Below are 25,804 nucleotides of genomic sequence, written 5' to 3' on the forward strand. Positions count from 1 at the left end.
TTCAAGTTCCAGGTCTCCGAGTTCGTCGGTGGCCGCCACAGCGGCGGGTCCAAGCACTAGGAAGGACGTGCCGTGGATGGGACCTGGATCAACGGTCGGCGTGTGGGCAAGGGCGCTGCTCACCGCGTATTCATGACCGCCTGCCGCAAGTCGGGGGCCAGCCTGGTCCTCGGTCCCGGAGACGCTGGCCACGCCACGCACGTTCACTGCCAGTGGTGAACCCCTTCCCGATCCGGCTCACTTCGTGACGCTGTGGGTGGCGGCCGACGCCGTCCACCCACAGCACGCCGTCAATGTCGGATCGATCAGGGCTCGATCAGGGACCAGTCCACCGGGCGTCGGACAGGTCGCTGGGGACATGGCCGAGTAGCGAAGCACTCCGACAGCGAAATGCACGCGCGCCGTGAAGGGTTCCCGCAGTACGGTCTGGCGGTGGACGAACGAGACGGTTACTTCGGTGAGCGGGTCGCGGCGGCTTACGACGAGTCGTCGGGGGAGATGTTCGAGCCGGGGGTCATCGACACGACGGTCGACTTTCTGGCTGGCCTGGCCGGCCTGGCTGGCCTGGCCGACGGTGGCCGGGCCCTTGAACTGGGAGTCGGGACGGGGCGTATCGCGTTGCCACTGGCGCGACGCGGAGTCCCGGTGCACGGCATCGACTTGTCGCGAGCGATGGTCGCCCGGCTGCGTGACAAGCCGGGCGGTGACTCGATCGACGTCACCATCGGTGATTTCGCGACGACGAGAGTGGAGGGGACGTTCTCCGTCGTCTACCTGCTCTTCAACACGATCATGAATCTGACGACGCAGGCGGAGCAGGTGGCCTGTTTCCGCAATGCCGCGAGTCACTTGGAGCCCGGAGGCTGCTTCGTCATCGAGGTGATCGTCCCCGAACTGCGCAGGCTCCCGGCCGGACAGAACGTTGTGCCCTACCACGTGAGCCCGACGCGATGGGCCTTCGACGTCTACGACGTCGCGGCCCAGGCGACGAGTTCGAACTACGTCGAGGTCGTCGACGGCCGTGGCTCGTACAGATCGATTCCCTTCAGGTATGTGTGGCCGTCGGAACTCGACCTGATGGCCCAACTCGCCGGGCTGCGACCGCGTGAGCGGTGGGAGGGGTGGACGCGGGAAGCCTTCACGAGCGAGAGCCGTCAGCATGTCTCGGTCTGGGAGAAACCCGCCGACTGACCACGAAGCGGCCGTATGGTGGCGGTTCAGCTGGGTGGTGTGCGGGTGGTGGCCCGCTCTGGGATCGGTGACCTGACTGGTGGTCGGGCGGCCCGGTGTTGTGTGGTCATGGTCGTCTGCCAGGTGGCGAGGAGCAGCAGCGTGCCGGTTTCGGCGACGAGGCTGAGGACGGCTTGTGGTGCGGGCTGCAGACCGTGCTCGGTGAATCCGAACACGCCTACGGTGCGCGAGGCGGCGAAGCCGCCGAGGGCCCCGAGTGAGACCCCTGCCGCGACGACCCTCAGCAGCAGGGGTGGCGTCCCTGCCGGCAGGAGGGCAGCGAGGGCGAAGGACGCGCTGGCCTGGAGGAGGAAGAGCGGGCCTATGACGTGGATGAAGCGATACTCGTCGATGTAGAGCTGGGCGTGGATGTACCCGCCGGCGGCGAGGGTTGCGGCAGTGGCCCGCCGCAAGGCGGTGGCCGGGAGTCTACGGGTGTTCATGCCAGCCTCTGGTCCTTGACGGCCAGTGCGCGATCGCCCTGGCGGTAGCCGACGCTGCGAATGCCGAGTGCCTCTTTGAGCTGCCGGGCGGGCACGACCTGAGGCGTGGGGGCGGGGGCGCGGCCCGGTTTGGGCAGGGGGTAGGCGGTGGTGGTGGCGGAGTAGAAGGTGATGTTGCCGTCCGTCTTGGTGAACAGCTGGTGGACATGCCCGTTGAGACACGTGACGGAGGAGAAACGGCGCAGCAGGGCGATGACCTTGAGGGCGTCGTCGGTGCTCCAGCCCCATTTCGGGTACATGGCGAACAACGGGATGTGGCTGAAGACCACGATGGGGGTGTCCGGCGGCAGTCCGGCGATGTCCTTGCGGACGAAGTCGATCTGCTCGGTGCCGAGATGGCCGAGCTTCTCCAGGCTCAGAGTGTTGACCAGGGCGATGAAGTGCACACCGTGGGTGTCGAAGCTGTACCAGCCCTCGCCGAGCGTGCCCATGCCGAAGGCCCGCCGGTAGGCGCGGCCCGCATCGCCGATGGAGTCGTGCTCGCCGGGCACGGTGAAGACGCGGTCTGTCTTCATTCCGGTCATCATCTGCTTGACCTGGTCGAACTGTCCGGCCGTGGACAGGTGGGTCAGATCGCCGCTGTGCATGACGAAGTCAGGTCTGAATCCGAGTGAGTTGACCTGCTTGATCGCTTCGGAGAAGGAGCCGACCACATCCGTGTTCGCCGGGCCCTGGAACCCGATATGGCTGTCGGAGACCTGCACGAACCGCAGCGCGTCGCTTCCCACGGCGGCGGCAGGGGCGGCGGCAGCGTCGGTGGAAGCGGCAGTGGCCCCGGCGTTGGTGCCCTGCGCGTCGGCGATATGGCTGATCACCTCTCCGCTGGCCACGGTCAGCACCACCGCGCCGCCGAACCACCCCGCGTGCCGCATCAGTTGACGTCGCGTCATACCGTGCTCGGTGTCGGGCCGACCGTCGTCGCCGGCCACTGCTCCGTCGTGACTGTCGTAGGAACCGGTCATCGGGTCACCTCCACGGTGGCGGTCATGAACGGATGGATGGTGCAGAGGTAGGCGTAGGTGCCGGGCTTGGTGAACGTGTAGCTGTAGGTGGCATGGGTAGCCAGGGCGGCCGAACGCAGCGGACCGCCCGATCCGGCGCTCGTGACGGTGTGGGCGTCGGTGTCCTGGTTGGTCCACGTCACCCTCGTGCCTGCTTTGATCTTCAACGTGGCCGGGGAGAAGGCGAAGTTCTTGATCGCAACGGCGTTCCCGGCCACCGGCGCGGCCGGTGCGCCCGTGCTTGAAGGGCTCATGGGCATGCCCATACCGGGCATCGGCGAGGCGCCGGGTGCGGAGCCCGTCCCCGACCTCGCCTCGCCGGGCATCCCCGCCGTCTGGTGCTGACCCGGACCGGGCGTGATGGCGCCGGCTCCACCGGCCGAGGCGTGCGACGACTGGCCGCATGAGCTGAGGAGCCCCACCATGCCGGCGGTGGCGATGACGGCTGCGGTCAGCCCGGCCGCAGCGCGTGATCGCCTGCCCGGTGCGCGAAAGTTCAGGTGCATGATGTCCGTTCCTCACTGATCAGGCGGAGACGGGGACTGCGCCGGCTCGGCGCACGTCACCGCGGGAACATGTGGTGGATGCCGTGTTCATGGACGCGCCCGTCGCGTGGTGTATCTCGGTCACCTCTGATCCGTCCTTTGCCGCAGGGGGAATCGAGGAGGAATGGCGCGTTGGTCGGCTCTTGTCCGGTTCCACGGACGGAAGGAGTCCCGCGGTTCGGTGGATATGCGCTTTTTGTGAGGATGTGTGGTGTAGTCGCAGATCAGTCGACCCCCCCCGGGCGCTGTGCGCGATCGACCGCTCTTGGCGCCACCAGGCCCGGCTCTTGGTGCCACCAGGTCCGGCTCTTGGTGCCACCAGGTCCGGCTCTTGGTGCCACGGCCCGGCTCTGGGTGCCACCAGGCCCGGCGGGGGCGCATCACCCGCCGTGCGCACAGAGCGCCACCCGTGGCGTGCTGTGCGTTACGGGACAAAGTGGTGCATGTGCGCGATGATCGGCCTATGCCCTGGAGTTCCCGAAAACGTGGTCCAAGGACGGATCCGAATCGCTCCGCGCATCGTGTCTCTGGTAAAGGGACGCTTTCGACCGCAGACGAGGAACTGCTACGCACTCTGTACGCGGAGCACGCAGGAGCCCTGTTCCACTACGTGCTGCGACTGACCTCGGGGGATTGGCAATGGGCGGAGGACGTGGTGCAGGAGACCCTGCTGCGAGCGTGGCAGCATCCCGCCGCGTTCGAGCCCGCACGTGGCCCGGCTCGGGCATGGCTGTGTACGGTCGCCCGGCACCTGGTCATCGACGCCCACCGGGCCCGGAAGGCCAGACCGGCCGAGGCCGGCGGCGACGCCCTTCAGCGGGCCGCCGAGCAGACGCCGGGCGAGGACCAGATCGAGCAGGCACTGCAGAGCTGGGCGGTGGCCGACGCCGTACGGTCGCTGTCCCCGGACCACCGCGCCGTCTTGCTGGAGACCTACTACCGGGGCCGGACCATGGCAGAGGCCGCGCAGGTCCTGGGCATCCCGCTGGGAACCGTGAAGTCGCGGACGTACTACGCCCTGCACGCCCTGCGGCTGGCGTTGCAGGAACGGGGCATCGAGCCATGAGCGTGGCGGGCAGGAGGTGGCGACCATGAGCGCGGAGCATGACGATTTCCGGCTGGCCCTGGGGGGATACGTCCTGGGGACGCTGCCCCCGGCGGAAACGGAACGGGTGCGCGTCCACCTCGCGGAATGCGCCGCGTGCCGGGCCGAATACACCCGGCTGGCGGGATTGCCGGCGCTGCTGTCGACGGTGACCGAAGCCGAAGCCTCAGGTCTGACGGTGCCGACGACCGGCGGGGACCCGGCCGACCGGCTGGTGGCACGGGCCGCCGAAAGCGTGCAGGGTTCCCCGCTCGAACGGCCCGCCGAGCCCGCCGAGCCCGCCGCGTCCGCCGTGCCCGCGATGTCGGAGGCGCCCGCCGCGTCGGAGGCGTCCGAGGGGTCGGCTGGGGGAGTGCTGGAGGGGCTGCTCCAGCAGGCCGCGGCCCGGCGCCGCAGGACCTGGCGTATGCAACTGGCCGGCGTGGCCGCCTCGCTGACGTTGATCGCGGCAGCCGCCGGCGGCACATGGCTGGCGGCCGTCGGAACCGTGGGCAGTCAGGCGGCACCGCCTGGGCCGAGCGCACCGGCTGCCGGGCGTACCTTCTCCGGAAGTGATCCCACCACCGGTGTCTCCGCCTCGGTGAAGGTCTCGCCCTCTGTCTGGGGCAGTGTCCTGCAAGTCTCCGCCAGGGGGGCGCCCGCCGGGGTCACGTGCCGGTTGCAGGCGGTCGGGCCCGGCGGAGCCAGAGCGGTCGGTGCCACCTGGCGTGCGGGCGAGTATCCTCCCGGCACGACGATCCCAGGTGCGGTTGCCATGTCCCCGGGAGCCATCGATCACTTCGAGATCCTCGCGGACAGCGGTCAGAGAATGGTCACCATCCACGCGTGAGGCGAGGCCGGCTGCAGTGTGCCGGCACTGGTCGGTCCTGCGGCCGGGCTATCTCCCGGTGCGCCGAACCGACTGCATACTCAGCCGACTTGATACCTGTGTGTGACGACGGGGCGGGCATTCTCTCTCCGGGGGCCGGTGGTCCAAGGCCAGTAAAAGGGATGAATGACTCGAACCATTTGGCATGCGTCGTCCGTGGAACTGAATAAGCGCGCCACTTCAGGACCGGGCCTACCGACAGCCCCCGAAGTTGCCGGTGGTCCCCACCGTTCCGCTCTGCGCACATCCACAGAAAAGCCAGAAGACCATGTATGTGACCGATTCCCCCAGCACGAGTTCACGGCTCGGCCGGCCCTGCCGCCACGAGGCGCTGCTCACCCTGCCCGCGCAGGAGGCGCACGTCTCCGCCGCTCGTCACTTCGCGGCAGACCTGCTGGAGACCTGGAGCGTTCCCGCAAAGGAGCGGGACTCGGCCGTTCTCATCGTCGACGAACTCGCCGCCAACGCCGCCCGGTACGGCCGCGAACGCATGACCCTGCTGCTCGTCCTCGGCGACGGCATTCTGCACATCGTGGTCACCGACTCCGGCATGTCAGTGGAGCGCCATCACCCCGACGTCGCCCCCGACGAACACGGCCGCGGCACCGGCATCGTCCAGTACCTCGCCCAGTCGACCGAGGTCCACCAGACACGCAGCGGCCGCGAAGTCCGGGCCTGCCTCAGGTGCTCGGCATGACCGGTCCGGCCGTTTCAGGGCCGCCGCCCGTCATGAGAGCCCGTGAGGGCGGTAAGGGCGGTAAGAGCTTCCGTGAGGGTGTCCGGGGTGCGCGGGCCGGCGGGCCAGTGGGCCGCGATGTGGCCGTCCGGGCGGACCAGGAGTGCGCCACGGGGGCCCACGCCGCAGACGGCGGTGTGCTCGCGCGGGAGGGGCTCGATACGCACGGGCGGCGGCGCAGTGGTGTGGGGTGCCCAGGTGGCGGGGTCCGGGGTCAGGAGGGTGAACCATTCGCCCGAGGCGTCGAGGGTGGAGTGGTCGTGGGTGAGCCAGAGGTGGGGCATGCGGTGGCCCGGTTCAGCGGTGGGCACGTAGTCGGTGGAGGGATCGGACGGTTCGGGCGGGGTGTGGTCGCCTGTGAGGACGGCCGCGGAGCGGTAGGCGACTCCGAGTACGAGGCCGAGTTGCGCGAAGTACTGTTCCGTCCAGGGGAGTTCGACCTGGTCCGGTGCCGCGCCGCCGGCCCGCAGCTGCTCGCGCCGTCGGCTCTGGGCGTCGCGTAGCAGCCGGGCGTTGGTGACCGCCTGGCGAAGTGTCAGGTGGGCCACCGGCCGCCGTTCCGCCTCATAGGTGTCCAGCAGTCCCGGCCCGGCCCACCCCTGGAGCACGCCGGCCAGCTTCCAGCACAGGTTGTGCACGTCGGCCAGCCCGGCGTTCATGCCCAGGCCGCCGATGATGGGGACCGCGTGCGCGGCGTCTCCGGCCAGCAGGATCCGTCCGTGCCGGAGCCGCTCGGCGACGAACGCGTTCATCCCCCAGTGCTCGACCCGCCGTACCTCGGGCCGTACGCCGTCGCCGGGACCGAGGGCGTGCCTGACGAGGTCGGCCCAGTCGGTACCTTCGGCGTCCTCGGGCGTGGGTCCGAACCAGGCCCAGCCTCCTTCCGGGTACAGCGGCATGAAGGAGCCGAGCGCGGTGAAGTAGACCCCGGCGGGCTGCCCGGCGCACCAGCGGCCGAGGTCGGCGTCGAAGACGACGGTGGTGACCTTCCCCAGTGCGCCCGGACCGGTGGTGCCGATGCCCAGCAGGTGCCGGACGGTGGAGTTCGCGCCGTCGGCGGCGAGGACGTAACAGACCCGGACACTCGTCCGCTCCCCCGACCGGCGGTCGGCGAGCAGGGCCACGACGGCGTCGGCCTCTTCGACCAGGCCGACGAGTTCGGCCCCGAACCGCACCGGCCCGTGTGCCGCGGCGAGCAGGACGGGTTCCAGCCGGTCCTGCGAGGTGACCACGCCGCTCATGGGGCTCTCGCGCATTGGCGCGTTCACCCCGATCATCGCCGCCGAGGCGAAGTCGCGATCGCGCAGGGTGTCGCGGAAGCGGACGCGGCCGTACTCCGGGGCGAACGCGTTGGCCGTGATCGCGGCGGCGGTACCGAGCCCGCGGAAGATCTCCATGGAGCGGACGTTGACCAGCCGGGACCGAGGAAGCGGTGACAGCTCCCCGTGTTTTTCGACCAACAGGGTCCGCACGCCCCAGCGCTCCAGCAGGGCGCGAGCGGTGAGCCCGACCGGGCCGCCGCCGACGATCAACACTGCCGCGTCGGCCCCGGCCACGGACGCCCCGGCCACGGACGTGCCGGCCAGGGTTCCGGGATCGGGAGTCCGGCGCATGAGGCCAATCTCCCGTACACCTGGGCCGCCCGCAATCAGCGCATCGACGTGCACCACGCACCCACGCACCCGTGCACCCACGCACCCGTGCACCCACGCGCTCTTGCACCCCTCGGCTCGGATACGGACACCGCCTCCTTCATCCGCGAGGCGACGACGTCGCGCCCCTCGTCGTCCGCGATCCGGCGGTACGCGCCGCGCCAAGCCTTGACGCACGCTTTACGCGACGCACGCAACTGCGGGCCACATACTCGCTGTCTGACAGAGAGTCGGGCCCGTCAGGGCCGAGGAGCGAGAGAGCGGGGCGGGTCGTGGGACGGCGCAAGAACTGCATAGGGATCGCACTCGTCACCGGTGCGATGCTGGTGGGTGCGAGTGCCTGCGGCCAGGGCGGCAAGGACACGGCGAGCGGTGGCGACGCGAAGCCGTCGGGCGGGCCGGGTGCGAGTGCCTCTCCGTCACCGACGAAGCCCGCCGGCCCGCCGATGCTGCTGGAGACGATCACCCCGCAGACGGGCACCACGGTCGGCGTGGCCATGCCGATCTCGGTGATCTTCACGAACCCTGTGGCGGCAAAGGCACGGGCCACGGTGGAGAAGCACATGAAGGTGAGCACCTCGCAGCCGGTGGCGGGCGCCTGGCACTGGTTCGGTGACAGGCGTGCCGACTGGCGACCGAAGACGTACTGGCCCTCCGGCACGACGGTGAAGATCGACGCCGACATGAAGGGCGTCAGCAACGGCAACGGCCGTTACGGCGTGCACGGCTACACGCACACCTTCAAGATCGGCGACGACGTGCGCGCGGATGTCTCGGTGACCGGCCACACCATGAAGGTGCGCCGCAACGGCAAGCTGGTGCGCACCCTGTCGATCAACGCGGGCAGCCCTCAGTATCCGACGTGGAACGGCACCATGGCCGTCATCGACAAGCAGAAGAAGGTCCACATGACCTCCTGCAGCGTCGGCATCAGCTGCGACAAGGGCAGCCCCAACTACTACGACCTGACGCTGCCCTGGGACGTCCACCTGACCCAGTCCGGCACGTACGTGCACTACTCGACCGGCGACCCCACCCCGGGCAGCGGCAGCGCCCGCGGTTCGCACGGCTGCGTCCACCTGTCCATGTCGGACGCCAAGTGGTTCTACGGCCAGGTCAAGCAGGGCGACCCCGTCACCATCACCGGCTCGTCCCGCGCCAAGGCCCCGGCCGACAACGGCTACGCCGACTTCAACCTGGGATGGGACGAGTGGCTCGCGGGCAGCGCGTCCGGCGAGGGGACGACCGCGACGCTGTGACGCACTGCGGTTGCGGCGCAGCACAGCGTCGCGGGCCGGCGCACAGGGCACCGAACTCCCGCTGTCCCGGCGACGGTCAGGAAGCGGGAGGGGCTGTTTCGACGCGCAGTGCCGCAGGCCGGTCGGCGGCGAAGGCGAGGAGTGCTCGGCCGTCCTCCTCCAGGGCGGCGGCGTCCTGCGCCGAGAGACGGACGAACGGTTCGACCACGAGGGTGTGGTCGCGGCGTTGCCGCATGATCCGCCACACCCCCTGGAGCATGCCGTCCACCAGGATGTTGCCCCGCAGCACACCGCCGCGCGGGGCCATGAAGAAGCCCCACTTCTTGGAGAATTCGGCGAAGGTGAGCCCGTCCGGGATGATCCTGGCCCGGTTCGCGTGCGACAGGGAACACGTTGTCGAACTCGGGGAGGAAACGCGGCGTCTCCGGGGTGTCCTCGTCGGGCAGGGGAGCGCCGGGTACATCGAGGAGTTCCCGGCCGTTCTCGTCGAGGAACGTCCGCAGGCGCGGCCTGATCCGTTCGACCACCTCGTTCAGCCGGGTCAGCCCGCACCAGGTCTGCACATCGTTTTCCGTGGCGGGTCCGAACGCGGCCAGGTAGCGCAGGATCATCGCTTCCGGTTCGGGGCTGACCTCGCCGGGCCGGTCCAGCCAGTGTGCGGCCGTGGCGTGCTTCGGCCGGCCAGACTTCCCCCACAGACCACGCGGGGGAACCTGGACCAGGGGCGCCAGGTTCCGAACCGCGTAGGCGAGTGACTCGGGCTTGCTGTCCGGCCACTTCTCCGCGAGCAGCTTGCCGAGTTCGGCCGGTGTACGTGGCCGCTCGTCCAGCAGGGACCGGCCTGCCGCCACGACCGTGTCGAGGTCGAGCCCCTTGACCACTTTTCCGTGGGTGCTGTTGCTGTACAGATCGCGGTCGAGCACCGGCTGCACCACGGACCGAAGGCCCATGCAGTCCGCCGGCGTGACGAGGTGGATGGTGGATCGCATCAGTGCCGTCCGCACAAGCCCGCGGTTCTCGACGAGTTCCGAGAGGACCACGGGATCGAAGTCCCGCAGCCGCGACCACAGCCCGACGTACGGATTGGTGGGGATCTGGGCATGCAGCCCCACCAGGTCCACGACAGCCTCCGTGACGGGACGCGGATCACGGTGAATCAGCAACTGCCGTTCGAGCAGGGCGCGGTTGAGGGCGCGAGCGCCGAGCACGGTCATACGGAGGATCCTCTGGCCGGTCTCAGCCGGGCGGACGGCGACGGGTGCGCAGCGCCGACGCCAGTGCCAGTGCCAGTACCAGGCAGACGGTGGTCGCGATGACGGCGAGTGCGGCGGGCAGCCGTGCGTACGAGGTGCCCGCGACCGGCGCCTGGGCGGCAAGCAGGACCACCGCGGTCGCGGCGGCGGCCGAAAGCGCGGGTGTCGCCTGTGGCCGGCCGGGCGGTCCGGTGACACCGGCTGTCCACGCGCCGGTGACGAGCAGGTAGGCGAGCAGCAGGGCGGCGATGCAGACGACCAGCCAGAGCGCGGGGCCGGTGGCCGCAGCGACCGCGATCGCCGCGGCCGGCAGCAGCGTGGTCCTGCGGTGGGCCGCGACGGTCCGCCAGGGCATCGAGGTCAGGACGGGGCGCGCGTCGACCATCGGAGCGGCCCACCACGCGGCAGCCGCCGCGCCGAGCACCAGCACCCTGACGGGCAGCGCCGCGTGCAGGGCGGTCGGCGGGTTGCAGGCGGCGACGGCGAGGGCCGTTCCGAGCAGCCGGTCGGTGATGCGGGAGGTGAGACGGGTAAGGAGCCGGGCGGTTCGGCTGCCGGCGGCACGCGGGCCCGGCCGGGCGGACCGGGCGGACCGGGCGGACCGGGTGGACCGGGTGGACCGGGCGGACCGGGTGGACCGGGTGGACCGGGCGGAGCTGGCGGGGGCGGCAGTCATCGGGCCCCGTGCGGATGCGGGTGCGGGTGCGCAACAGCGGTGCGAGAGCGAGGTCGAGGGTCCCACCGGGCCGGTGGGCGACGACCGCGATGCCGCGTTCCACGAGGGCGAAGCGCATGGCGTCGCGGTCGGCCCGCCACAGAGGCAGCGCGAGTTCGCCCTCGGTGCCGCCGGGCTCCACGACCGGGTCGCCGGTGGGGATCTCGACCACGACCATCGGGTTGGCCCGCTTGCGCACCTGGTGCAGGACGTCGAAGATCCGCTGGTCCGTCAGCGGTGTGACGACGTACACCAGCGCTCCTTCGGGCAACGCGGGCGGTGGGAGCAGGCCGAGGCCCGCCGTGCGGTACGCGAGGTCCTTGCGGACCCCCAGCACGCTTTCGACGATGCGGTAGAAGTACCCCTGCCCGCTGCCCGGTTGCAGCCATCGCATCGCGCCACCGACCGACATGACACCGACCCGGTCGTGCGTGCGCAGGTAGGCGCGCACCAGCCCGGCGCCGGCCCGCAAGGTCTCGTCGAGCGAGGACGCGCCGGTGCCCGGCTCGACCACATCGGCGAGCACGTCCAGCAGCACCACGGTGTCGGCGGTGCGCTCCGCGGCGAACTGGTGGACCTGCAGGGTGCCGCGACGGGTGGTGGCCGGCCAGTGGATCCGCCGCTGCCGTTCGCCGCGCACATACGGGTGCACGCCGGTGACCTCGACGCCCTCGCCGCGCTGAACGGCGGTGTGCTCGCCGAGCCCTTGCGGCAACCGGACCGGGACGGGCGTGAGGCCCGCGTGTTCGGGCACCGGGAACACGGCGATCTCGTCGAGTTCGGCCCGCACGGTTCGCCGGGCCAGCCCGCCACGGTCGTACACGTCGACGTCGACCGTGCCGAGCGTCCAACGGCCCCAGCGCCGCGCGGTCAGGACGAGATCGACGCGGTACGAGCCGACCGCGAGGTGGTCGAGCCGGACCCCGTGACCGAGGGTGACGCCGGGATCCAGGCGGCCCGGCTCACCGTCGTAGGCCACCGCGATCCGCACCGTCACCTGCTCGCCCTCGAAGCACCGCCGTGGCTCCACCTCGGCCTCGGCCGTCACCGCGTCCGGGCGCGGCCCGCCCGGCAGGGCGAGGGCGAGCAGCACCAGAGGCCCGGCGGCGAGAGCGAGCACCCAGGGGCGCCCGGTGACCAGTGCGGCGGCCAGCGCGACGACGGCCAACGTGCCCAGCCGCAGCGCGCGTTCACCGATGCACCGGCCGGGCGGGGGCGGCGGAGGGGGCTCGGCGCTCACGTCCTGGCGGCCGTCCAGGGCCCGCTGGACGGCGGCGGCAGCTCTGCGCCCCGACACCGGCTCCGTCATGACGCGACCGGCGTACGCGGCAGGGTCTGCGGGGTGGGCACGGACTGCACGATCTCGCGCATCACGTCGTCGCCGTCGATCTGCCGCACCCACAGCTCAGGCTTGAGGGTGACGCGGTGCGCGAGGGCCGGCACGGCCACGGACTTGACGTCCTCCGGGGTCACGTAGTCCCGCAGGTCCAGGACGGCACGGGCACGGGCGAGCTGCACCAGGGCCAGGCCGCCACGCGGCGAGGCACCGACCTGGACGTGCGGGTGGGCCCGGGTGGCACCGACCAGCGCGACGGCGTACTCCAGCAGGTCGTCGTCCGCCTCGACGCGTTCGACGGCAGCCCGCATGGCCAGCACCTCACCCGGACCGCTGAGCGTGCGCAGAACGGCTTCGGGCGCCGCCCGATCGACACGCGCGCGCAGCATGCCGGCCTCCTGGGAATCCGTCAGACAGCCCATCCGCACCCGCAGCAGGAACCGGTCGAGCTGCGCCTCGGACAGGGTGTACGTGCCCTCGTACTCGATGGGGTTGGCGGTGGCGACGACCACGAACGGCTCCGGCAGCGGCCGGGTGCTTCCGTCGATGGACACCTGGGACTCGGCCATCGCCTCCAGCAGCGCGGCCTGCGTCTTGGGCGGGGTGCGGTTGATCTCGTCGGCGAGCAGCAGGTGGGTGAAGACCGGTCCGGGCCGGAAGACCATGTCGGCGGTCCGCTGGTCGTAGAACGGTGCTCCGGTGACGTCGGAGGGCAGCAGGTCGGGGGTGAACTGGATGCGCCGGAAGTCCAGGCCGAGAGTGGTGGCGAAGGAGCGGGCCAGCAGCGTCTTACCGAGTCCCGGCAGGTCCTCGATCAGGACGTGCCCGCCGGCGAGGAAGCCGAGCATCACCAGCGCCAGCGGTTCCGCCTTGCCGACCACGGCGGTACGGATCTCGTCGAGCACGGCCGCGGCCCGCTCGCCCGCCTGACAGGGCGTCAGTATGTGGTGGTCCGGGGTGGGATACGGGGCTCGTCACGGTCGGATCCTCACGGGGCGGGGATGGGGTACGTGGGGGCGGGGTGCGCGGTGATGGAGTGGGTCGATGTGCCCGGGGCTGCGGGGTGGGGCCGCAGCGCCACCACTCACAGGGCTTCCAGACGGTCGAGCAGGGAGCGCAGAACGGGCTCGGGGAGAGTGGGCTGCGGAGCGGCGGCCCCGGGATCGATCCACGGCCACAGCGCGGCACCGACCAGCACCCGGGCCCGCTGCGGGTTCCGGTACAGCGCCACCCCGTGCCGTTCGGCCAGCCGGGCGGCGAACAGCCGCTGCAACTGCGGCCGCATGACGGTGTGGAGGTGTATTCCGCTGTCGTCCGTGAGGGTGTCGGCCACGATGCGCCGCCACTCGCCGAGTGCCGGCGCGCGGCTGCCCAGCAGACGCACCGGCCTGCGGTAGCCGCTGTCCTGGGCGCCGCCGCCCGCAACGTAGCGCCCCAGGGCCAGCGCAACGGCGGTGATGAGGGCGAAGCCGGAGCAGGCCGCGGCAATGCCGTCGTCCAGGGCGAGCAGTACTTCTGCCGCGACCGCGACGACGCCGAGTACGGCCAGCGAGTGCCGCACCGAACCCGGCGCCCCCAACACGGAGTTGCGCTCGCGACGGCCCGCTCCAGCAGGTCCTGCGGGCTGTCCGAGGCGCGCCGGGCCATGCCGGAACCGGCGAGCGACTCCTCCATGGCCGCATAACAGGTGATGACGGCCGCGCGGGCGTCGGTTCCGTCGAGGAGGGCGCGGTGTCCGGAGTTCACAGCCTCAGCCAGGTGTTCCTGTTCGTCGTCGGGTGTCGCGTACGTCGCCGTGAGTTCCGGCGCCGGCGGCCGGGTCATGTACCGCCACAGGCGCAGCCCGGTGACCAGGACAGCCACGGCGAGCAGGGCGATGCCGAGTACGAGAAGGATGCGCGTCAGCCCGGAGTCCGCGCTGTTGTCACTGTGCGGGGCATGCAGTTCCGGTGGCGGGGTGAGCACCGGGTCCTGCCGCGCGTGGGGAGGGCGGAAGGGCCTGTGGTCGGCTTCGTCGCTCTTGCCGGACGAACCGAACCGGTGCAGGACCAGGACGAGCAGCGGGACGACCAGCGGTGCGGCCAGTAGGACGCGGGCCACGCTGTCCGCCAACCGCTGCTCCACCGGGCCGAGTTCCCGGCCGGCGCCGATCTGCTCCAGGTACTTACCGCGCAGTGCGACGCCGCCGAGGAGTGACAGCAGGGCGAGGCCGACCACGAGGACGGAGTTGCCGCCGAGCGGCCCGCGGCCCTATGCGAACAGGCCCGTGACGGGGTGCAGCAGCAGTGCTCCCAGGACGACTCCGTCCACGACCAGAACACTCAACGCGGCCTGTGCGGCGCCGATCGTGCCGTGCCGCCGCTTGCCGCCCGCACGCCTACGCCCCACACCGCCCCCTCCCGTGCGACCGGCAGCTTCGCACACCGCTCCCCGGCGATCAAGAAGTTCAAGAGCTCGAAGCACGTGAGCTGCCGGCGTGCCGGGCGTGGATGTCGACGGCATGACGCATTCACGTTCAGGAGCCGGACGAGACCGGTTCGGTCATCCGGGAAACCAGCCCATCGCCATCAGCCGCTGCCGTGTCCGCAGAGTCATGATGTCGTCCGGACCGAACACCCGCTCGTAGGTTCTGAGGAGACCCGCCAGCATCGCCGCCGCCTCCTGCCGGCGGCCGGAGGTGTAGAGGGCGGCGACCAGGTCACTGCAGACCCTCATGGTCTGATCGGCGTCGCGACCGAGGACGGCGAGGCATCGGCCGTGGGCGCGTTCCAGGATCGACAGGCCGTGGGCGGTCCGACCTGCCGAGTAGAGGATCGAACCGAGTGCGGCGGACGTCTCGAGCGTCTCCGGGTGGTCGGGTCCGAGCAGTCGCTCGCGGCGCTCGGCCGTGTCGGTCAGCAGGCCGATGCCCTCCTCGGTGTGCCCGGCCATGCTCAGGGCCGCGCCGAGGTTGTGGGCGTAGGCAAGCGTGTCGGCGTGGTCGAGGCCGTGGGCGCGGCGGCTGCGGGACAGGGCCTCGCGGTGCATCGCTTCGGCCTCGGGGAGGCGTTCCAACTGGTAGAGCGTGTGCCCGAGTCTGTCGTAGAGCGCGATAGTCTCCTCGTGCAACGGGCCCAGCTGGCGTTCGAAGTCGGCCAAGAGCGCACGCAGTTCGGGCTCCGCGTGCTCGTGGAGGCCGTCGTTGCTCAGTTCGACGGCGAGTTCCAAACGGTGGATGACATCGGGGGACAGGTCGGGTGACGGCTCTGACACTGCCATGTGCTCGGGAGCCTCCTGGATGAACGCAGCCCAGCGCGCCGGTTGTCGGGGATCGTCGGCCCGCAGCTCGCATACGGCGTCGTGCAGGGCGTACGCGGTCGGCTCGGGGTCGAAGCGGCCCGTGCCGGTCAGGCGCGCGTACAGCCGCGTGCACAGCCGGGCCGCCGTGTCGGCGCCGACCGGCCACAGCGTGCCGATCACACGCCGCCAGCCGGCGTATTGCAGCGCGCTCGCCATGGTGATCACCTCGTCGGGAACGGTGGCGCCGCCCATGGCCGTACGGCAGGCCGAGAGGAATGCGAACTCTCCTTGTCCGAAGCGGTCGGTGTGCAGATCGGCGATGGTCAGCGTCCCCTCGGCCAGCACGATGCCGCCGCGCGAGGGGCGGCCCAGATTCTGGCCGCCGTGGCAGCTCAGATGTGTCCAGGGGTGACCGCGCAGCGCTTCGCGCACGGCCTGTCGGGTCGCCTCCGTGCCCCGCAGTTCCGTCACGGCGGGGAACAGGTCCCGGAGCGCCGTGAGTTCGTCGTCCACCTGCGGCAGGGGTTCGAGCCCCGCAGTGTCCGGCATGCCGACGGTCAGCAGCCTGCCTGGAAGGCCGACGGGGGAGCGGGCCTCTCGGATCTCGATGAGCGCGCGCAGTGTCGGGGTGTACGACGACACCACCCGGTCGAGCACGCAGGCGCCCGACGTCTGTGGGTCGGAGCCCGAGCCGGAGCCGGAGCCGAGGGAGGAGCCGGAGCCCGAGCCGGAATCGGAGCCGCGGAGGCAGTTGGAGGCGGGTGAACTCGGTGACGTCCAGGTGGAGGCTCACCGGCACGTTGCTGCTCTTGCCGTAGAAGTCGGTGAAGAACAGCTGGTACGTGTAGACCGTCTGCTCGCGGTTGATGCTCTCCCTGCTGAGCTGCTCGGTGCGGTCGAAGTGGAACTGGACTCCGGTCCTGGCCTGCGCCATCCGGCCGATGTCGTTGAGCGCGTCGAGGAAGTCCTGCGGGTCGATGCGGCCCGGGAAGGCGAAATCGAGGTCCTCGGAGAAGCGGGTGTTCCCGAAGTACCCCTTCCGCAAGGCGTTTCCGCCCTTGAGGACGAGGCGGTCGCCGAGCCGGCTCTCGCCGTAGAGCCCGGCCAGGAGCCAGCCGAAGACGTAGTCCCGCTGCACGTGGGACGGGCCGACGCCGAGCTCGGCGCTCTTCGCGTCGATCTCCTCACGGCTGATCACGGAACGTCTCTCCCGGTTGCGCCGGCCAGATCGTTGGAGGCCGTCATCCCCGCCCCCTGCAGGGCCGGTGCCGCTGCTGCTCCGGATGCGCGGACTTTCCCCGCCGGTCCGGCCGGTGCCCCGGTGACCGTGCCAGCCTCTGTGGACTCCCCGCTTCCGCCGCGCCCGGCCTCTGCTGCCTTCCGTCCGGCAGGCGCCATCAGGCGGGCACCGACATCGCCGCGCCCGGCCCGGCCGAAGGCCGTCGCCTCCGTGGCGGATCCCCGGTTCCCCCATGGCCCGCTCGCGGTGCTGGACGGGGAGGGCACGGCGTTCTGCCTGGGCGGGGTACTGCTGGAGTGCGCGGCGACGACGATTCCGCAGCTGGCCGACTGGACGCTGAAAGAGTCCGGGATCGGCGCCCCCAGGCTGAACAGGAACGGCAAGGACTCCGATCCGCTGATCGTGCTGACCGCGGCGGCCGCCGTACGGTTCGGCCTGCCGGAGTGCCTGGAGGGCCATGAAGCACGCCGGGACCTGCGGCTGCCGGAGGACCACCCGGTCGTCAAGCAGATCACGAAGGCGAAGTGGAAACTCACCCAGCGCGGCTTCGGCCCCTGGGCCCGTATCTACCGCCCTGCCAAGGGCAGCCAGCGCCAGTGCGTGCAGCTGGCGATCCTGTCCTGGGACGCCCTGGACACCCGCGCCTGGGGCGCCGCCGCCACCCTGCACCCCGCAGACCTCGCCCGGGTACTGGGCGTGTACGCCTCCCGGGTCATCACCCCGCGCGGCTCCACCGCCGTATCGGGGCTGGAGCTGATGACCGCGACGCGGCCGCCGACCCGCCCTGTGCAGGACGAGGCGACCGGCGAGTGGGTGTCCGGTCCGAACCCGGGCGCGCTCACCCGCCCGATCGACCCGGCCCCGCCGGAGGCACCGCCGGAACACCCCGCCGCCCAGGGCTGGACGGGCGGCTTCCTGGACGAGGAGGCCTACCAGTGGGTCCGCGACCCCCGGCTGCTGTCCGATGAGGAGTGCCTGCTCCCGTGGGCGGTCGGCATCGACATCAATACCGCCTTCCTCGCGGCCGCCGCCCGCCTCACCGTCGGCCTGTCGGAGCCGGTCCACGTCATGGCCCCGGCCTTCGACAAGAAGATCCCCGGCAGCTGGCTGGTCGACCTCTCCCACATCGCACTGGACCCGCGTCTGCCGAACCCGTTCACGCCCACCGGACAGCGCCCCGAAGGACCCGGCTGGTACGCGACACCGACCGTGGCATACGCGGTCGAGCTCGGCTACGACGTCACACCGGGCGAGGCATATCTGCGCCACGGGACGGGTGCGTACCTGGACCCGTGGCACGACCGTCTCAAGGACGCCTTCCTCACGACGACCGCCGACATGGGCGTACCCACCGACAAGGACACCGACGAAGACGCGTTCCTCACCGCGATGGCCCTGCACAAGACCTACGCCGCCGCCCACCAGGACGACGTCGAAGTGCTGCGCACTGCACTGCGTGAACTCGCGCCCGGCCGCGCCGACTTGGCGCACCTGGCCGGCCAGAATGAGGAGGACCTGGCAGCCGCGGTACGCCGGCACCGGCAGGGCGCGATGGTCCTGTCCGCCATCAAGTCGACGGTCAAGGGCGGCATCGGCAAGCTCCGCGAACGACCCCAGGGCCGCCACTACACCGAGGGCGAGCGCTGGCCCGCCCTGGAACGGGCGACGTGGAGTCCGCACATCCGGGCGACGCTCATCGCCAAGGCGCGCGTGAACATGCACCGCAAGATGGCCAAGCTCGCCGCCCTGACCGGCCTGTATCCGCTCGCGGTGCTGTCCGACTGCGTCGCCTACGCCAGCCCAGGTTCCTCCCCGCTGGACTTCCTCCCGCGCAACGGCGACGGCACACCGGTCTACGGCACGTTCCGCATCGGCGCGAACCCCGGCTTCTGCAAGGTCGAGGGCGTCCAGGACATGGCGTGGGCGGTGGACCTGATGGAACAGGGCTACAACCCCGCCCGCCACATCAAGGGCGGCGACGCCGTCGCGGACGAAGGGGAGTAGCCCCGTGGTGCGACGGATCCGCCCGGGCAACGCCGACGCCGACGACGCCCTGGTCCAGGAAGCCATCGAGCGCGCCGGCCAGGAAGTCTTCACCCACGAACCGCCCAAGACCCTCAAAGGGCGGATCAACTTCCTGTTGCGGCAGCTGAAGACGACCAAGGCCGTCGCCCAGGAACTCGGCATCACCCAGCGTTCCGTGGAGCGCTACCGCACCGGCGCGCGCAAACAGCCGCCGAAGGAGATCGCCGACCGTATCGACGCGGCGGTACGCGCCCGCTGGCAGCCGAGGGTCCGCGACCGGCGCCGCAAGCAGGCCGCGACCCGTACCGGGATCACCGTGGAGGCCCGCGCCCGGTTCGGCTACAGCGCACCGATCGGCACGACCGACGACGGCCGCCAGCGCCGCATCACCGTCCACCTCCCGGCCGACTACGCCCGACGCCTCTTCGACGCACAGCGCGGCATCGGCGACCAGACACCCAACGAAGTCATCGCCCAAGGACTCCAAGAGGAGTACTTCAAAGACCGAGGACGCCGCGCCGACCAGCTTGAGGTCGAATTCACCGACATCGACTACATCGACGTCTCCTTCTGATCTGGTCCCGACGCGGGATGCTAGGCCTGCATCCACATCCTCTTCGACGGACGGCCCACCATCGACGTCCTCGGATCCGCCGCCCGCGAGCAGTTCGCCACCGTGATCCTCGCGCGGGTCGGCGCCGACACCTGGCAGCGCTTCGCCCCGAGAGCCGGCCCCGCTCCGAAGCCCTGCGCGCACCGGGCCGCGACTACGTCGTACAGGACGGCACCGCCCACCCGGCGCAGGCACTGCTCCTGACCGACGCCGAAGCTGCCGACTGGCTCATCCCCACGGCGGCCGGAGAGATCTGGCCCCGCCTTGGCCACCACGGGTCCCGGAGAAGGCCGGCCATCTCCGGGACCCGCCCCGAAGGGCCGGGACAACATGGATCCACCGATGTCAGTGGGGGCTGAGACCATAGAAGCGGGGCGAAACCGCCCTCATGGGACAGCAGTTGACGATGGAGACAACGCGCACCATGAGACTGGCACTGAATGAGGAGTGGGCCGTCGGCGCCCGCATTGGGGATGGCGGCTTCGGCGCCGTGTTTGAGGCGGAGAGCACCGCCGGCGAGAAGGCGGCGGTGAAGCTCGTGCCCAAGGCGCCGGGTACCGAGCGCGAGATGCTGTTCACCGACCTGGACGGCGTCCGCAACATGGTGCGGGTCATCGACAGCGGTGAGCACGAAGACCAGTGGGTGTTGGTGATGCCCCGTGCCGAGAAGTCTCTGCGCGACCACATCCAGGAGCACGGACGGCTGCCCCTCAACGAGGTGGTCGCCGTCCTGTCCGACGTCGCCGAAGCACTCGACGACCTCAAGGACCGCGAGGTCGTCCACCGCGACCTCAAACCGGAGAACGTCCTGTTGCTCGGTGGCCGCTGGTGCCTGGCCGACTTCGGCATCGCCCGCTACGCCGAAGCGACCACCGCCCAGCACACCTACAAGGGCGGGGGAAGCCTGCCGTACATGGCACCCGAGGTCTGGAAGTACCAGCGGGCCACCGGCGCGACCGACATCTACGCCTTGGGCGTCCTGGCCTACGAGCTCCTGGAGGGCACCAGGCCCTTCACCGGACCGGCCGAGCACGACTACCAGGACCAGCACCTGCACGGAACCCAGCCACCGCTCACTGCCGCGCCCCCGCTCCTGGCCGCGCTGATCACGGAATGCCTCTACAAGGCGCCCCAGGCACGCCCCGCAGTCGGCAACGCGCTCGCCCGGCTGGGGCAGATCCCCGTCGCCGCACTCTCCGGCGGGCTGGCCGCGCTCCCGGAAGCCAACCAGGGCGCGGTCGCGCGCCAAGCCGAAGCCGACCGCCGGGCGTCGGCACACGCCACCGAGGCCGACCGCCGCAAGGCCCTGCTCGATGCCGCCACGACCTCGTTCTCCTTCATCGCTGACGCCTTCCTTACGACCCTCACGACCGCTGCCCCGAGCGCGGAGGTACGCAGAGGCAACCAGGGAGGGTGGACCGTCCGTATCGACGACGCCCAGCTGACCCTGTCCGGACCGAGGGAGACCGCCCCCGAGGTCTGGCGCACCACCTCGACACCGGCACCGTTCGACGTCATCGCCTCAGCGACCCTCTCCCTGAAAGTTCCCGCCAACCACCACGGCTACGAGGGCCGCAGCCACTCCCTCTGGTACGCCGACGCGAAGACAGAAGACCAGTACCAGTGGTTCGAGACCGCCTTCATGGACACCCCGCTGCGCGGCACCGCGAGAACCATGGAACCCTTCGCGCTCGACCCTCACCACGAATCACGCGCCGCCGTCGGCCCGGGGATGATGATGCACCAGGTGGCCTGGCCCTTCATCCCGCTCGTCATCGGGGACCTGAACGAGCTCATCGGCCGGTGGGCCGCCTGGCTCGCTGAGGCGGCGACCGGCCAACTCACTCACCCCAGAACCATGCCCGAACGTGACCCCCAGGGTTCCTGGAGGCGATGACCAAGGAGCCGTGCCACAGCCGGCCCAAACCCCTCGAATTCCGGTGACGCCAGCCGGACACACCACAGGCCCCGGGAAGTGAAGACATCTCCGGGACCCGGCTTTATGGAGTCACTTGATCCAACGACCCTGCGACTTTCAGTCATGCGCGATATCCGGCCCGGTGTAGCGCAGCACCTACTGGCAGTGCATGACCACCTCAGAGACGAGACGGTGTCGCCGCAGCGGCTCGGGCATCCGGGTGTTTTCCATGGACGCACGCTAGATGTGCCGCACCCCCGGATCCGGAGCCGCCGCGTGGGCTCATCCGGAAGGTCTACTCAGCCGTGCCGTCGCCTTCTTCGGCTGTTACGTCCCGCCCGACTTGGGCATCGGAAACCTCCAGCTCCTCTTCACCGTCCTCAGCGACGGCGGCCCCGCCGCTTGTCGGCTGAGTGACAACGGGCACGCCGATCTGAGGGATTGAGGCGGCGATGTCGAGCTTGGCCATCGAGGCAGCGGCCTGCTGAGCGAGGCGCAGCCCGGGACTGTTGGCTGCTGCCTGCAGGGCGGCACTGTGAGCTGCCATCTGCCGGGCGAACCGTAGGCCAGGACCATCGATCAGCTTCTGGTTGGCAGCGATCTGCCGGGCAAGGCGCTGCGCTGGGCCATTCACGAGTGCTGCCGCCCGGGCGGCATCCTGAGCAAGCCGAAGAGAGGCCAGATCGAGCTTTGCGAGCAAGGGAGGCAGCTGGTCGGTGCCCAAGCCTGCCAGCGGAGTCTGAACTGCCAGAAGGCTGCGCTTGGCATCCGCCGCGATGCCGGCGACTCGCTTCTTGAGGCCCCGCAGGATCTCCATGCACGACTCGTCTCCAGTGTCCGGCGGCGACGGTTCATCCAGCGAAAGGAGCGTCGGGTCTCATCGTTGCGGGTGGAGAAGAGGACCTTCGTCTCCCACACGCAGGCGATGTGCCCGGAGAGCGACTCCATCTCGTCGACCGCGAGGCCATACAACAGCCATCGGGCCTTCGCCGTGTACCAGACGTCATCTTCGATCCTGTGGCCCGTGACGTCTGTGACGCTGAGCAGTTCGATCTCGGGTTCCTCACACCACGCGCACCACTGCTCCACCGTGGTGCCGTCGCCGAGACCGGCGAAACCAGTGAGGGTGCCTGAGGCCCGCCGCTGCCTGGGCGACCCCTTCCTGGACGGACGCCGACTTCAGAAGTTCGAGCACAGCGGCCTCCGCGTCTTTCCCGGACACCGCCTCGGTGAACTGGGAGACGACCTGGTCGAAGTCCTGCAGCAGAGTGAGCCGGTGTTCCAGGCCACGGATGTCTTCGTTCAGCGGGTACGGATAGCTGGTCCCGTCGCTGAAATCCTTGCTGTTGTTCGTGACGAAGTGGACGTGCTGGTCCGGGCTCTGTTCCAGGAATTCCAGGACGGAGAACCAGATCGCCGCATCGCGGCCACCTTCAGAGTGGTCCTTGCCGCGCTTCGCTGGCAGCTGGGCCATCGCCTCCCGCTGGAATGCCCTGCGGATGACCCCGTCGCTGGTCTCGATCACCTCGAAGATCTCTCCGTAGACCTTCCGCCAGTGATCCAGGAAGCGCTCCAGGTCCAGCGGTTCCAGCGAGCTTTCCGGCTCCCAGGGCAGGATGTCCCGCAGCTTCTCCAGGGTGTTCAGGACAGCCTGGTGCTTGACCGGGTAGAGGCGCGCCTTATGGGCGGCCATTTCCTCGAGCACCATCCACGGCACGGCCACCCTGTGATGTCCCGATTGCCGCAGCTTGCGGATGATGTCGGCACGCGCGCCATCAGGTGACAGAAGGTTCACCGCGTTCGTATCAAAGATGATCAACCAGGCCTCCCAGTCTCAAAAGGAAGGCAGTATCTCAATCTCCGTCTCGAACACACGGAATTGAACCTACACAGGTGGGCAACGCAGCGCCGGGCCGCCGGCATCGTGCTGCTCGGCTACCACCTGCGCTGAGGCAGCAGGCATTTGGTCTCCCGCTCAGTACCCCCGGCGTAGCCTGCTCGGGAGCACGGGCCGTGACGATGCGTCTGGTCCGGCACTCCACACGCTGCAGGGAGAGGAAAGCCGGGCATGGCGAACAACGGGCAGACGGACACGGCCGAACTGGTGGCCATGCTCAGCAAGCGCACCACCGTGAACGTCCGGCTGGCACTGGTTCCTCACGATCAACAGTGGCAACTGCACCATGGCCAGATCACCTTGGACGACGACACCCCGGTGACGGAGCGAGCCTGGCGCTACAGCACGGCGGCTTTTCTGGAACTGTCCCTGCCCGGCCCGACGGTCGCCGCGCTGCTGCGCGGTGACGACCAGGACGTCCACGGCCTCCAAGTCGTCGCCCCGAGCCCGCCTCCCTCCAGCGCCTCCACCTCCCGGCTGCGCGGCCAGCAAGAGTGGGACCGGGTGACTACGCCGTGGCCGCGCACCGAGTGGATCCTCAACCGGGACACCAACACTCCCCAGCCCGGCCACGACCTCCTGGTCGGGGACGGCCCCTCTTTCCTGAACTTCGACCAGGCGCTCAGCGCCTTCCTCTACCAGCGCCCCCCCACGACAGCAACGCGGGCCGTGCGGACCTGTGGCGCATCGTCCAGCCGCAGCGCGCGGGCTGGCTTGAGCAGATCACCATCGGGCCCGACCTGCTGACGGCCGTCGTCGCCGGCAAGGCCCTGGACGGCGCGGAACTGGCGCTGAGCTGGGCGGCGGGCAACCAGCCCCAGCCCGTCAACGGTCCCGGCACCTATCGCTTCCCGCTGCCCCACGGACTCGCGCACGACAGCCTGCTGATGCTCCGCCGCGCAGACGGGTGGCTGGACTGGCGCCACTTCCCGGCTCCCGCGTACGGGCGCGCCCGCGATGCCTCGGTCGTCTGGGAGCAGCCCGGCCCGGAGCTGGACATCCTCCTGGCGAACGGAGAGGGAACGTACCTGGAGTGCAAACGGGAGGTCCCGGAGGGCGACTCACGGAAGAAGATGTTGAAGACCATCGCCGCCTTCGCATCGCGGGACGGCGGCACCGTCCTGATCGGCGTCCGCGACGACCTGCAGATCGTGGGCCTGCCCGAGAAGCCGACCGTCGACAAGCAGGAACTCCAGGTCGTCGGCATGATCCGGGACAGCGTGGAGCCGGTGCCGCCGTACGAGTCACGCGTGATCGACCACGACGGCAAGAAGGTCCTCGCGATCGAGGTCTCCGGCGGGGGCCAGATGTACGCCTACCGTGACCGTGACTCACAGCGCCCGGAGTTCTACGTCCGCGTCGGCCCGAACACGGTGCCCGCACGCCACCATGAGATCGCCGCCGGATTCCGGCAGACTCCGGCCGCCACGTAGCCCGCAGAGGGGGAGCGGCCCAAGATCCCAGGGGCTACACGCACGCTAGTGCGATGCCCCAGCTCAGAACCACGGCATCGCGCTCCAGTGCGTGTAGCCCCTGGGATGCGAGGTTGCTGGCCCCGGACAGCAAAAGCCCCCGGGCCTGTTGACAGCGTCGGGTACACCCGGACTTCTGGTTCGGGATAACCGAAGGCGCAACACCACGAAGGTGCGTAACCTGGCCGAATTATGAACGCTTCTGCCCCAGAGTTGGGCAACTTTTCCTACCTGGCCCCGCTTTTCGGTGCCGCCGCGGAGTATCGAGCTGAGGACCACTTCAGGCTGTTGCCTGATCCTGAGGTCCGCAGCAGCTTGGCCACAGACGACAAGCCGCTGCATCCATGGGGTGCATCCAAGTTCATCAGTTCGTCCTTCTCAGCAGGCCTCCTTCATGTCGAAGCCCTCACTCAGCTCGTGACCGAGGCACGACAGGTGGATCCGGTCAGCCCCTGGACGCTCCTACGAGCCGCCCTGGAGAACTTCGCTACGGCCGTGTGGCTGCTGGACGGCAAGGACCGAGTCGAGCGTCGGCACCGCACGCTCACTCTGTGGGCTGAAGACTTCCGCAACCGGGCCGACCACGAGGCGGACGTCAATCACATCACCAGTCCTTGGGGGAGGACCGGCACCCAGCGGTATGAAGAAGTCCGGCAGCTCGCCGTCAGCTTGGGCCTTCCGGGGTTGCCCAGGCCGAGCGCGACAAAGATCATCACTGAAGCTGCGGCGACCGCCCAGATGGAACCCGACCAGACGCGGGCGCTGTGGCGCGTGGCCTCCGGCCTCGCGCATGGCCGCTTTTGGCCCAACCTCCGTGCCGCTGAGGTCCTTGATTTGAACCGTGGACCTGACGGCTACCTGGTGAACTTCGGGGTCGACGACGAAAAGCTCGAAAAGCTGTCCAAGGCGTGTTTGCAGCTTCTACAGCGCGCCGAGCGGCGGTATGGAGCCCGCTGCAAAGCGATGGAGATGCCGGCCCGGTCGTGACGACGGCGCCCCGCAAGCGCCCGGTAGACGGCCCTCCCCTTGAACTGATGGCTCACGCCCAGTTGAGTCCGAGGGCGGCCAGCGCACGCAGCTTGTCGGCGGTCAGCTTGGCCCGGCGGCTCTTGCTGTTGCTGAGAAACACCCCAAGCCGGACCTCAGTTCCATCCTCC

The 25,804-nt window shown here is 70.0% G+C and carries 24 protein-coding genes and 2 pseudogenes; 12 read left to right on the top strand and 14 right to left on the bottom strand.

Annotation, left to right across the window (positions count from 1 at the left end; genetic code table 11):
- The first annotated feature begins 390 nt into the window (after positions 1–390).
- Positions 391–1,191: a class I SAM-dependent DNA methyltransferase gene (locus tag ACGFYV_RS34620; RefSeq protein WP_393882497.1), complete on the top strand. Its 801-nt coding sequence runs from the start codon at positions 391–393 to the stop codon at positions 1,189–1,191.
- 26 nt (positions 1,192–1,217) lie between these two features.
- On the opposite strand, the gene ACGFYV_RS34625 is transcribed toward ACGFYV_RS34620, so the two are convergent.
- The 3 genes from ACGFYV_RS34625 to ACGFYV_RS34635 are packed head-to-tail and all read right to left on the bottom strand — an operon-like array spanning position 1,218 to position 2,988.
- A complete protein-coding gene (locus ACGFYV_RS34625) occupies positions 1,218–1,673 on the bottom strand; it encodes a hypothetical protein (RefSeq protein WP_393882498.1) in 456 nt (151 codons plus the stop codon).
- Positions 1,670–2,695, bottom strand: a complete 1,026-nt coding sequence (locus ACGFYV_RS34630; RefSeq protein ID WP_393882499.1) for a metallophosphoesterase family protein — start codon at positions 2,693–2,695, stop codon at positions 1,670–1,672. The genes ACGFYV_RS34625 and ACGFYV_RS34630 overlap by 4 nt, the downstream gene beginning before the upstream one ends.
- Positions 2,692–2,988, bottom strand: coding sequence for a plastocyanin/azurin family copper-binding protein (locus ACGFYV_RS34635; RefSeq protein WP_393882500.1), 297 nt, complete (start codon positions 2,986–2,988; stop codon positions 2,692–2,694). Before ACGFYV_RS34635 ends, ACGFYV_RS34630 begins: the two co-directional genes overlap by 4 nt.
- Before the next feature lie 754 nt (positions 2,989–3,742).
- Between ACGFYV_RS34635 and ACGFYV_RS34640 the strand changes: the two genes are divergently transcribed.
- From ACGFYV_RS34640 to ACGFYV_RS34650, 3 genes are all read left to right on the top strand, one after another.
- Positions 3,743–4,345 carry a sigma-70 family RNA polymerase sigma factor gene (locus tag ACGFYV_RS34640; RefSeq protein WP_393882501.1) on the top strand — a complete coding sequence of 201 codons (603 nt, stop codon included), beginning with the start codon at positions 3,743–3,745 and terminating at the stop codon, positions 4,343–4,345.
- A gap of 25 nt (positions 4,346–4,370) precedes the next feature.
- Positions 4,371–5,213, top strand: coding sequence for a zf-HC2 domain-containing protein (locus ACGFYV_RS34645; protein ID WP_393882502.1), 843 nt, complete (start codon positions 4,371–4,373; stop codon positions 5,211–5,213).
- 307 nt (positions 5,214–5,520) lie between these two features.
- On the top strand, positions 5,521–5,949 hold the full coding sequence (locus ACGFYV_RS34650) for an ATP-binding protein (protein ID WP_393882503.1): 429 nt from the start codon (positions 5,521–5,523) through the stop codon (positions 5,947–5,949).
- Positions 5,950–5,963: 14 nt separating this feature from the next.
- Here the strand turns inward: ACGFYV_RS34650 and ACGFYV_RS34655 are convergent, their stop codons facing one another.
- Positions 5,964–7,601 carry an FAD-dependent monooxygenase gene (locus ACGFYV_RS34655; RefSeq protein WP_393882504.1) on the bottom strand — a complete coding sequence of 546 codons (1,638 nt, stop codon included), beginning with the start codon at positions 7,599–7,601 and terminating at the stop codon, positions 5,964–5,966.
- 311 nt (positions 7,602–7,912) lie between these two features.
- Between ACGFYV_RS34655 and ACGFYV_RS34660 the strand changes: the two genes are divergently transcribed.
- Complete coding sequence (locus tag ACGFYV_RS34660; protein ID WP_393882505.1) at positions 7,913–8,899, top strand: Ig-like domain-containing protein; 987 nt, start codon at positions 7,913–7,915, stop codon at positions 8,897–8,899.
- A 76-nt stretch (positions 8,900–8,975) separates the two neighbouring features.
- On the opposite strand, the gene ACGFYV_RS34665 is transcribed toward ACGFYV_RS34660, so the two are convergent.
- The 5 genes and pseudogenes from ACGFYV_RS34665 to ACGFYV_RS34685 all read right to left on the bottom strand — a co-directional run bounded on the left by ACGFYV_RS34665 (position 8,976) and on the right by ACGFYV_RS34685 (position 13,785).
- Positions 8,976–9,362, bottom strand: a complete 387-nt coding sequence (locus tag ACGFYV_RS34665) for a DNA glycosylase AlkZ-like family protein (protein WP_393882523.1) — start codon at positions 9,360–9,362, stop codon at positions 8,976–8,978.
- A pseudogene (locus tag ACGFYV_RS34670) lies at positions 9,346–10,113 on the bottom strand (winged helix DNA-binding domain-containing protein); the annotation flags it as partial. The pseudogene ACGFYV_RS34670 and the gene ACGFYV_RS34665, both read right to left, overlap by 17 nt.
- Positions 10,110–12,176, bottom strand: a complete 2,067-nt coding sequence (locus tag ACGFYV_RS34675) for a DUF58 domain-containing protein (protein ID WP_393882506.1) — start codon at positions 12,174–12,176, stop codon at positions 10,110–10,112. The pseudogene ACGFYV_RS34670 and the gene ACGFYV_RS34675, both read right to left, overlap by 4 nt.
- Positions 12,173–13,108, bottom strand: a complete 936-nt coding sequence (locus ACGFYV_RS34680; RefSeq protein ID WP_393882507.1) for an AAA family ATPase — start codon at positions 13,106–13,108, stop codon at positions 12,173–12,175. Before ACGFYV_RS34680 ends, ACGFYV_RS34675 begins: the two co-directional genes overlap by 4 nt.
- A gap of 179 nt (positions 13,109–13,287) precedes the next feature.
- Positions 13,288–13,785, bottom strand: coding sequence for a hypothetical protein (locus ACGFYV_RS34685; protein WP_393882508.1), 498 nt, complete (start codon positions 13,783–13,785; stop codon positions 13,288–13,290).
- A gap of 176 nt (positions 13,786–13,961) precedes the next feature.
- Between ACGFYV_RS34685 and ACGFYV_RS34690 the strand changes: the two genes are divergently transcribed.
- Positions 13,962–14,291 carry a hypothetical protein gene (locus tag ACGFYV_RS34690; RefSeq protein ID WP_393882509.1) on the top strand — a complete coding sequence of 110 codons (330 nt, stop codon included), beginning with the start codon at positions 13,962–13,964 and terminating at the stop codon, positions 14,289–14,291.
- Positions 14,292–14,453: 162 nt separating this feature from the next.
- Here the strand turns inward: ACGFYV_RS34690 and ACGFYV_RS34695 are convergent, their stop codons facing one another.
- The 3 genes and pseudogenes from ACGFYV_RS34695 to ACGFYV_RS34705 all read right to left on the bottom strand — a co-directional run.
- The gene (locus ACGFYV_RS34695) at positions 14,454–14,591 is read right to left on the bottom strand and encodes a hypothetical protein (protein ID WP_393882510.1); all 138 of its coding nucleotides are present in this window, start codon (positions 14,589–14,591) and stop codon (positions 14,454–14,456) included.
- Between the two features lie 153 nt (positions 14,592–14,744).
- Complete coding sequence (locus ACGFYV_RS34700; RefSeq protein ID WP_393882511.1) at positions 14,745–16,139, bottom strand: CHAT domain-containing protein; 1,395 nt, start codon at positions 16,137–16,139, stop codon at positions 14,745–14,747.
- A gap of 145 nt (positions 16,140–16,284) precedes the next feature.
- A pseudogene (locus ACGFYV_RS34705) lies at positions 16,285–16,680 on the bottom strand (nucleotidyl transferase AbiEii/AbiGii toxin family protein); the annotation flags it as partial.
- On the opposite strand from ACGFYV_RS34705, the gene tap reads away from it, so the two are divergent.
- The 3 genes from tap to ACGFYV_RS34720 all read left to right on the top strand — a co-directional run bounded on the left by tap (position 16,621) and on the right by ACGFYV_RS34720 (position 21,257).
- Positions 16,621–18,726 carry a telomere-associated protein Tap gene (gene tap / locus ACGFYV_RS34710; RefSeq protein WP_393882512.1) on the top strand — a complete coding sequence of 702 codons (2,106 nt, stop codon included), beginning with the start codon at positions 16,621–16,623 and terminating at the stop codon, positions 18,724–18,726. The pseudogene ACGFYV_RS34705 and the gene tap overlap by 60 nt on opposite strands.
- Positions 18,727–18,730: 4 nt before the next feature.
- A complete protein-coding gene (gene tpg / locus ACGFYV_RS34715) occupies positions 18,731–19,321 on the top strand; it encodes a telomere-protecting terminal protein Tpg (RefSeq protein ID WP_393882513.1) in 591 nt (196 codons plus the stop codon).
- A 463-nt stretch (positions 19,322–19,784) separates the two neighbouring features.
- The gene (locus ACGFYV_RS34720; protein WP_393882514.1) at positions 19,785–21,257 is read left to right on the top strand and encodes a serine/threonine-protein kinase; all 1,473 of its coding nucleotides are present in this window, start codon (positions 19,785–19,787) and stop codon (positions 21,255–21,257) included.
- Positions 21,258–21,573: 316 nt separating this feature from the next.
- Here the strand turns inward: ACGFYV_RS34720 and ACGFYV_RS34725 are convergent, their stop codons facing one another.
- Positions 21,574–22,095 (bottom strand): hypothetical protein, encoded by a 522-nt coding sequence (locus tag ACGFYV_RS34725; protein ID WP_393882515.1) that lies wholly within the window; start codon positions 22,093–22,095, stop codon positions 21,574–21,576.
- A gap of 246 nt (positions 22,096–22,341) precedes the next feature.
- Entirely contained in the window at positions 22,342–23,097 is a 756-nt protein-coding gene (locus ACGFYV_RS34730; RefSeq protein WP_393882516.1) for a PIN domain-containing protein, read from the bottom strand.
- Between the two features lie 249 nt (positions 23,098–23,346).
- Between ACGFYV_RS34730 and ACGFYV_RS34735 the strand changes: the two genes are divergently transcribed.
- The 3 genes from ACGFYV_RS34735 to ACGFYV_RS34745 all read left to right on the top strand — a co-directional run bounded on the left by ACGFYV_RS34735 (position 23,347) and on the right by ACGFYV_RS34745 (position 25,634).
- Positions 23,347–23,922: a hypothetical protein gene (locus ACGFYV_RS34735; protein WP_393882517.1), complete on the top strand. Its 576-nt coding sequence runs from the start codon at positions 23,347–23,349 to the stop codon at positions 23,920–23,922.
- A gap of 140 nt (positions 23,923–24,062) precedes the next feature.
- A complete protein-coding gene (locus tag ACGFYV_RS34740; protein WP_393882518.1) occupies positions 24,063–24,608 on the top strand; it encodes a helix-turn-helix domain-containing protein in 546 nt (181 codons plus the stop codon).
- A 231-nt stretch (positions 24,609–24,839) separates the two neighbouring features.
- On the top strand, positions 24,840–25,634 hold the full coding sequence (locus ACGFYV_RS34745; RefSeq protein WP_393882519.1) for a hypothetical protein: 795 nt from the start codon (positions 24,840–24,842) through the stop codon (positions 25,632–25,634).
- Positions 25,635–25,804: the final 170 nt, after the last annotated feature.

Origin of the sequence: Streptomyces sp. NPDC048297, assembly GCF_043201585.1 — a bacterium.
GTDB lineage: Bacteria > Actinomycetota > Actinomycetes > Streptomycetales > Streptomycetaceae > Streptomyces.

Excerpts from the sequence above, each read along its gene's own strand:
- ACGFYV_RS34620 (WP_393882497.1), top strand. The coding sequence starts at position 391 with ATGCACGCGCGCCGTGAAGGGTTCCCGCAGTACGGTCTGGCGGTGGAC.
- ACGFYV_RS34625 (WP_393882498.1), bottom strand. The coding sequence starts at position 1,673 with ATGAACACCCGTAGACTCCCGGCCACCGCCTTGCGGCGGGCCACTGCC.
- ACGFYV_RS34630 (WP_393882499.1), bottom strand. The coding sequence starts at position 2,695 with ATGACCGGTTCCTACGACAGTCACGACGGAGCAGTGGCCGGCGACGAC.
- ACGFYV_RS34635 (WP_393882500.1), bottom strand. The coding sequence starts at position 2,988 with ATGAGCCCTTCAAGCACGGGCGCACCGGCCGCGCCGGTGGCCGGGAAC.
- ACGFYV_RS34640 (WP_393882501.1), top strand. The coding sequence starts at position 3,743 with ATGCCCTGGAGTTCCCGAAAACGTGGTCCAAGGACGGATCCGAATCGC.
- ACGFYV_RS34645 (WP_393882502.1), top strand. The coding sequence starts at position 4,371 with ATGAGCGCGGAGCATGACGATTTCCGGCTGGCCCTGGGGGGATACGTC.
- ACGFYV_RS34650 (WP_393882503.1), top strand. The coding sequence starts at position 5,521 with ATGTATGTGACCGATTCCCCCAGCACGAGTTCACGGCTCGGCCGGCCC.
- ACGFYV_RS34655 (WP_393882504.1), bottom strand. The coding sequence starts at position 7,601 with ATGCGCCGGACTCCCGATCCCGGAACCCTGGCCGGCACGTCCGTGGCC.
- ACGFYV_RS34665 (WP_393882523.1), bottom strand. The coding sequence starts at position 9,362 with ATGTACCCGGCGCTCCCCTGCCCGACGAGGACACCCCGGAGACGCCGC.
- ACGFYV_RS34675 (WP_393882506.1), bottom strand. The coding sequence starts at position 12,176 with ATGACGGAGCCGGTGTCGGGGCGCAGAGCTGCCGCCGCCGTCCAGCGG.
- ACGFYV_RS34720 (WP_393882514.1), top strand. The coding sequence starts at position 19,785 with ATGAGACTGGCACTGAATGAGGAGTGGGCCGTCGGCGCCCGCATTGGG.
- ACGFYV_RS34725 (WP_393882515.1), bottom strand. The coding sequence starts at position 22,095 with ATGGAGATCCTGCGGGGCCTCAAGAAGCGAGTCGCCGGCATCGCGGCG.
- ACGFYV_RS34735 (WP_393882517.1), top strand. The coding sequence starts at position 23,347 with ATGGCGAACAACGGGCAGACGGACACGGCCGAACTGGTGGCCATGCTC.
- ACGFYV_RS34740 (WP_393882518.1), top strand. The coding sequence starts at position 24,063 with ATGCTCCGCCGCGCAGACGGGTGGCTGGACTGGCGCCACTTCCCGGCT.
- ACGFYV_RS34745 (WP_393882519.1), top strand. The coding sequence starts at position 24,840 with ATGAACGCTTCTGCCCCAGAGTTGGGCAACTTTTCCTACCTGGCCCCG.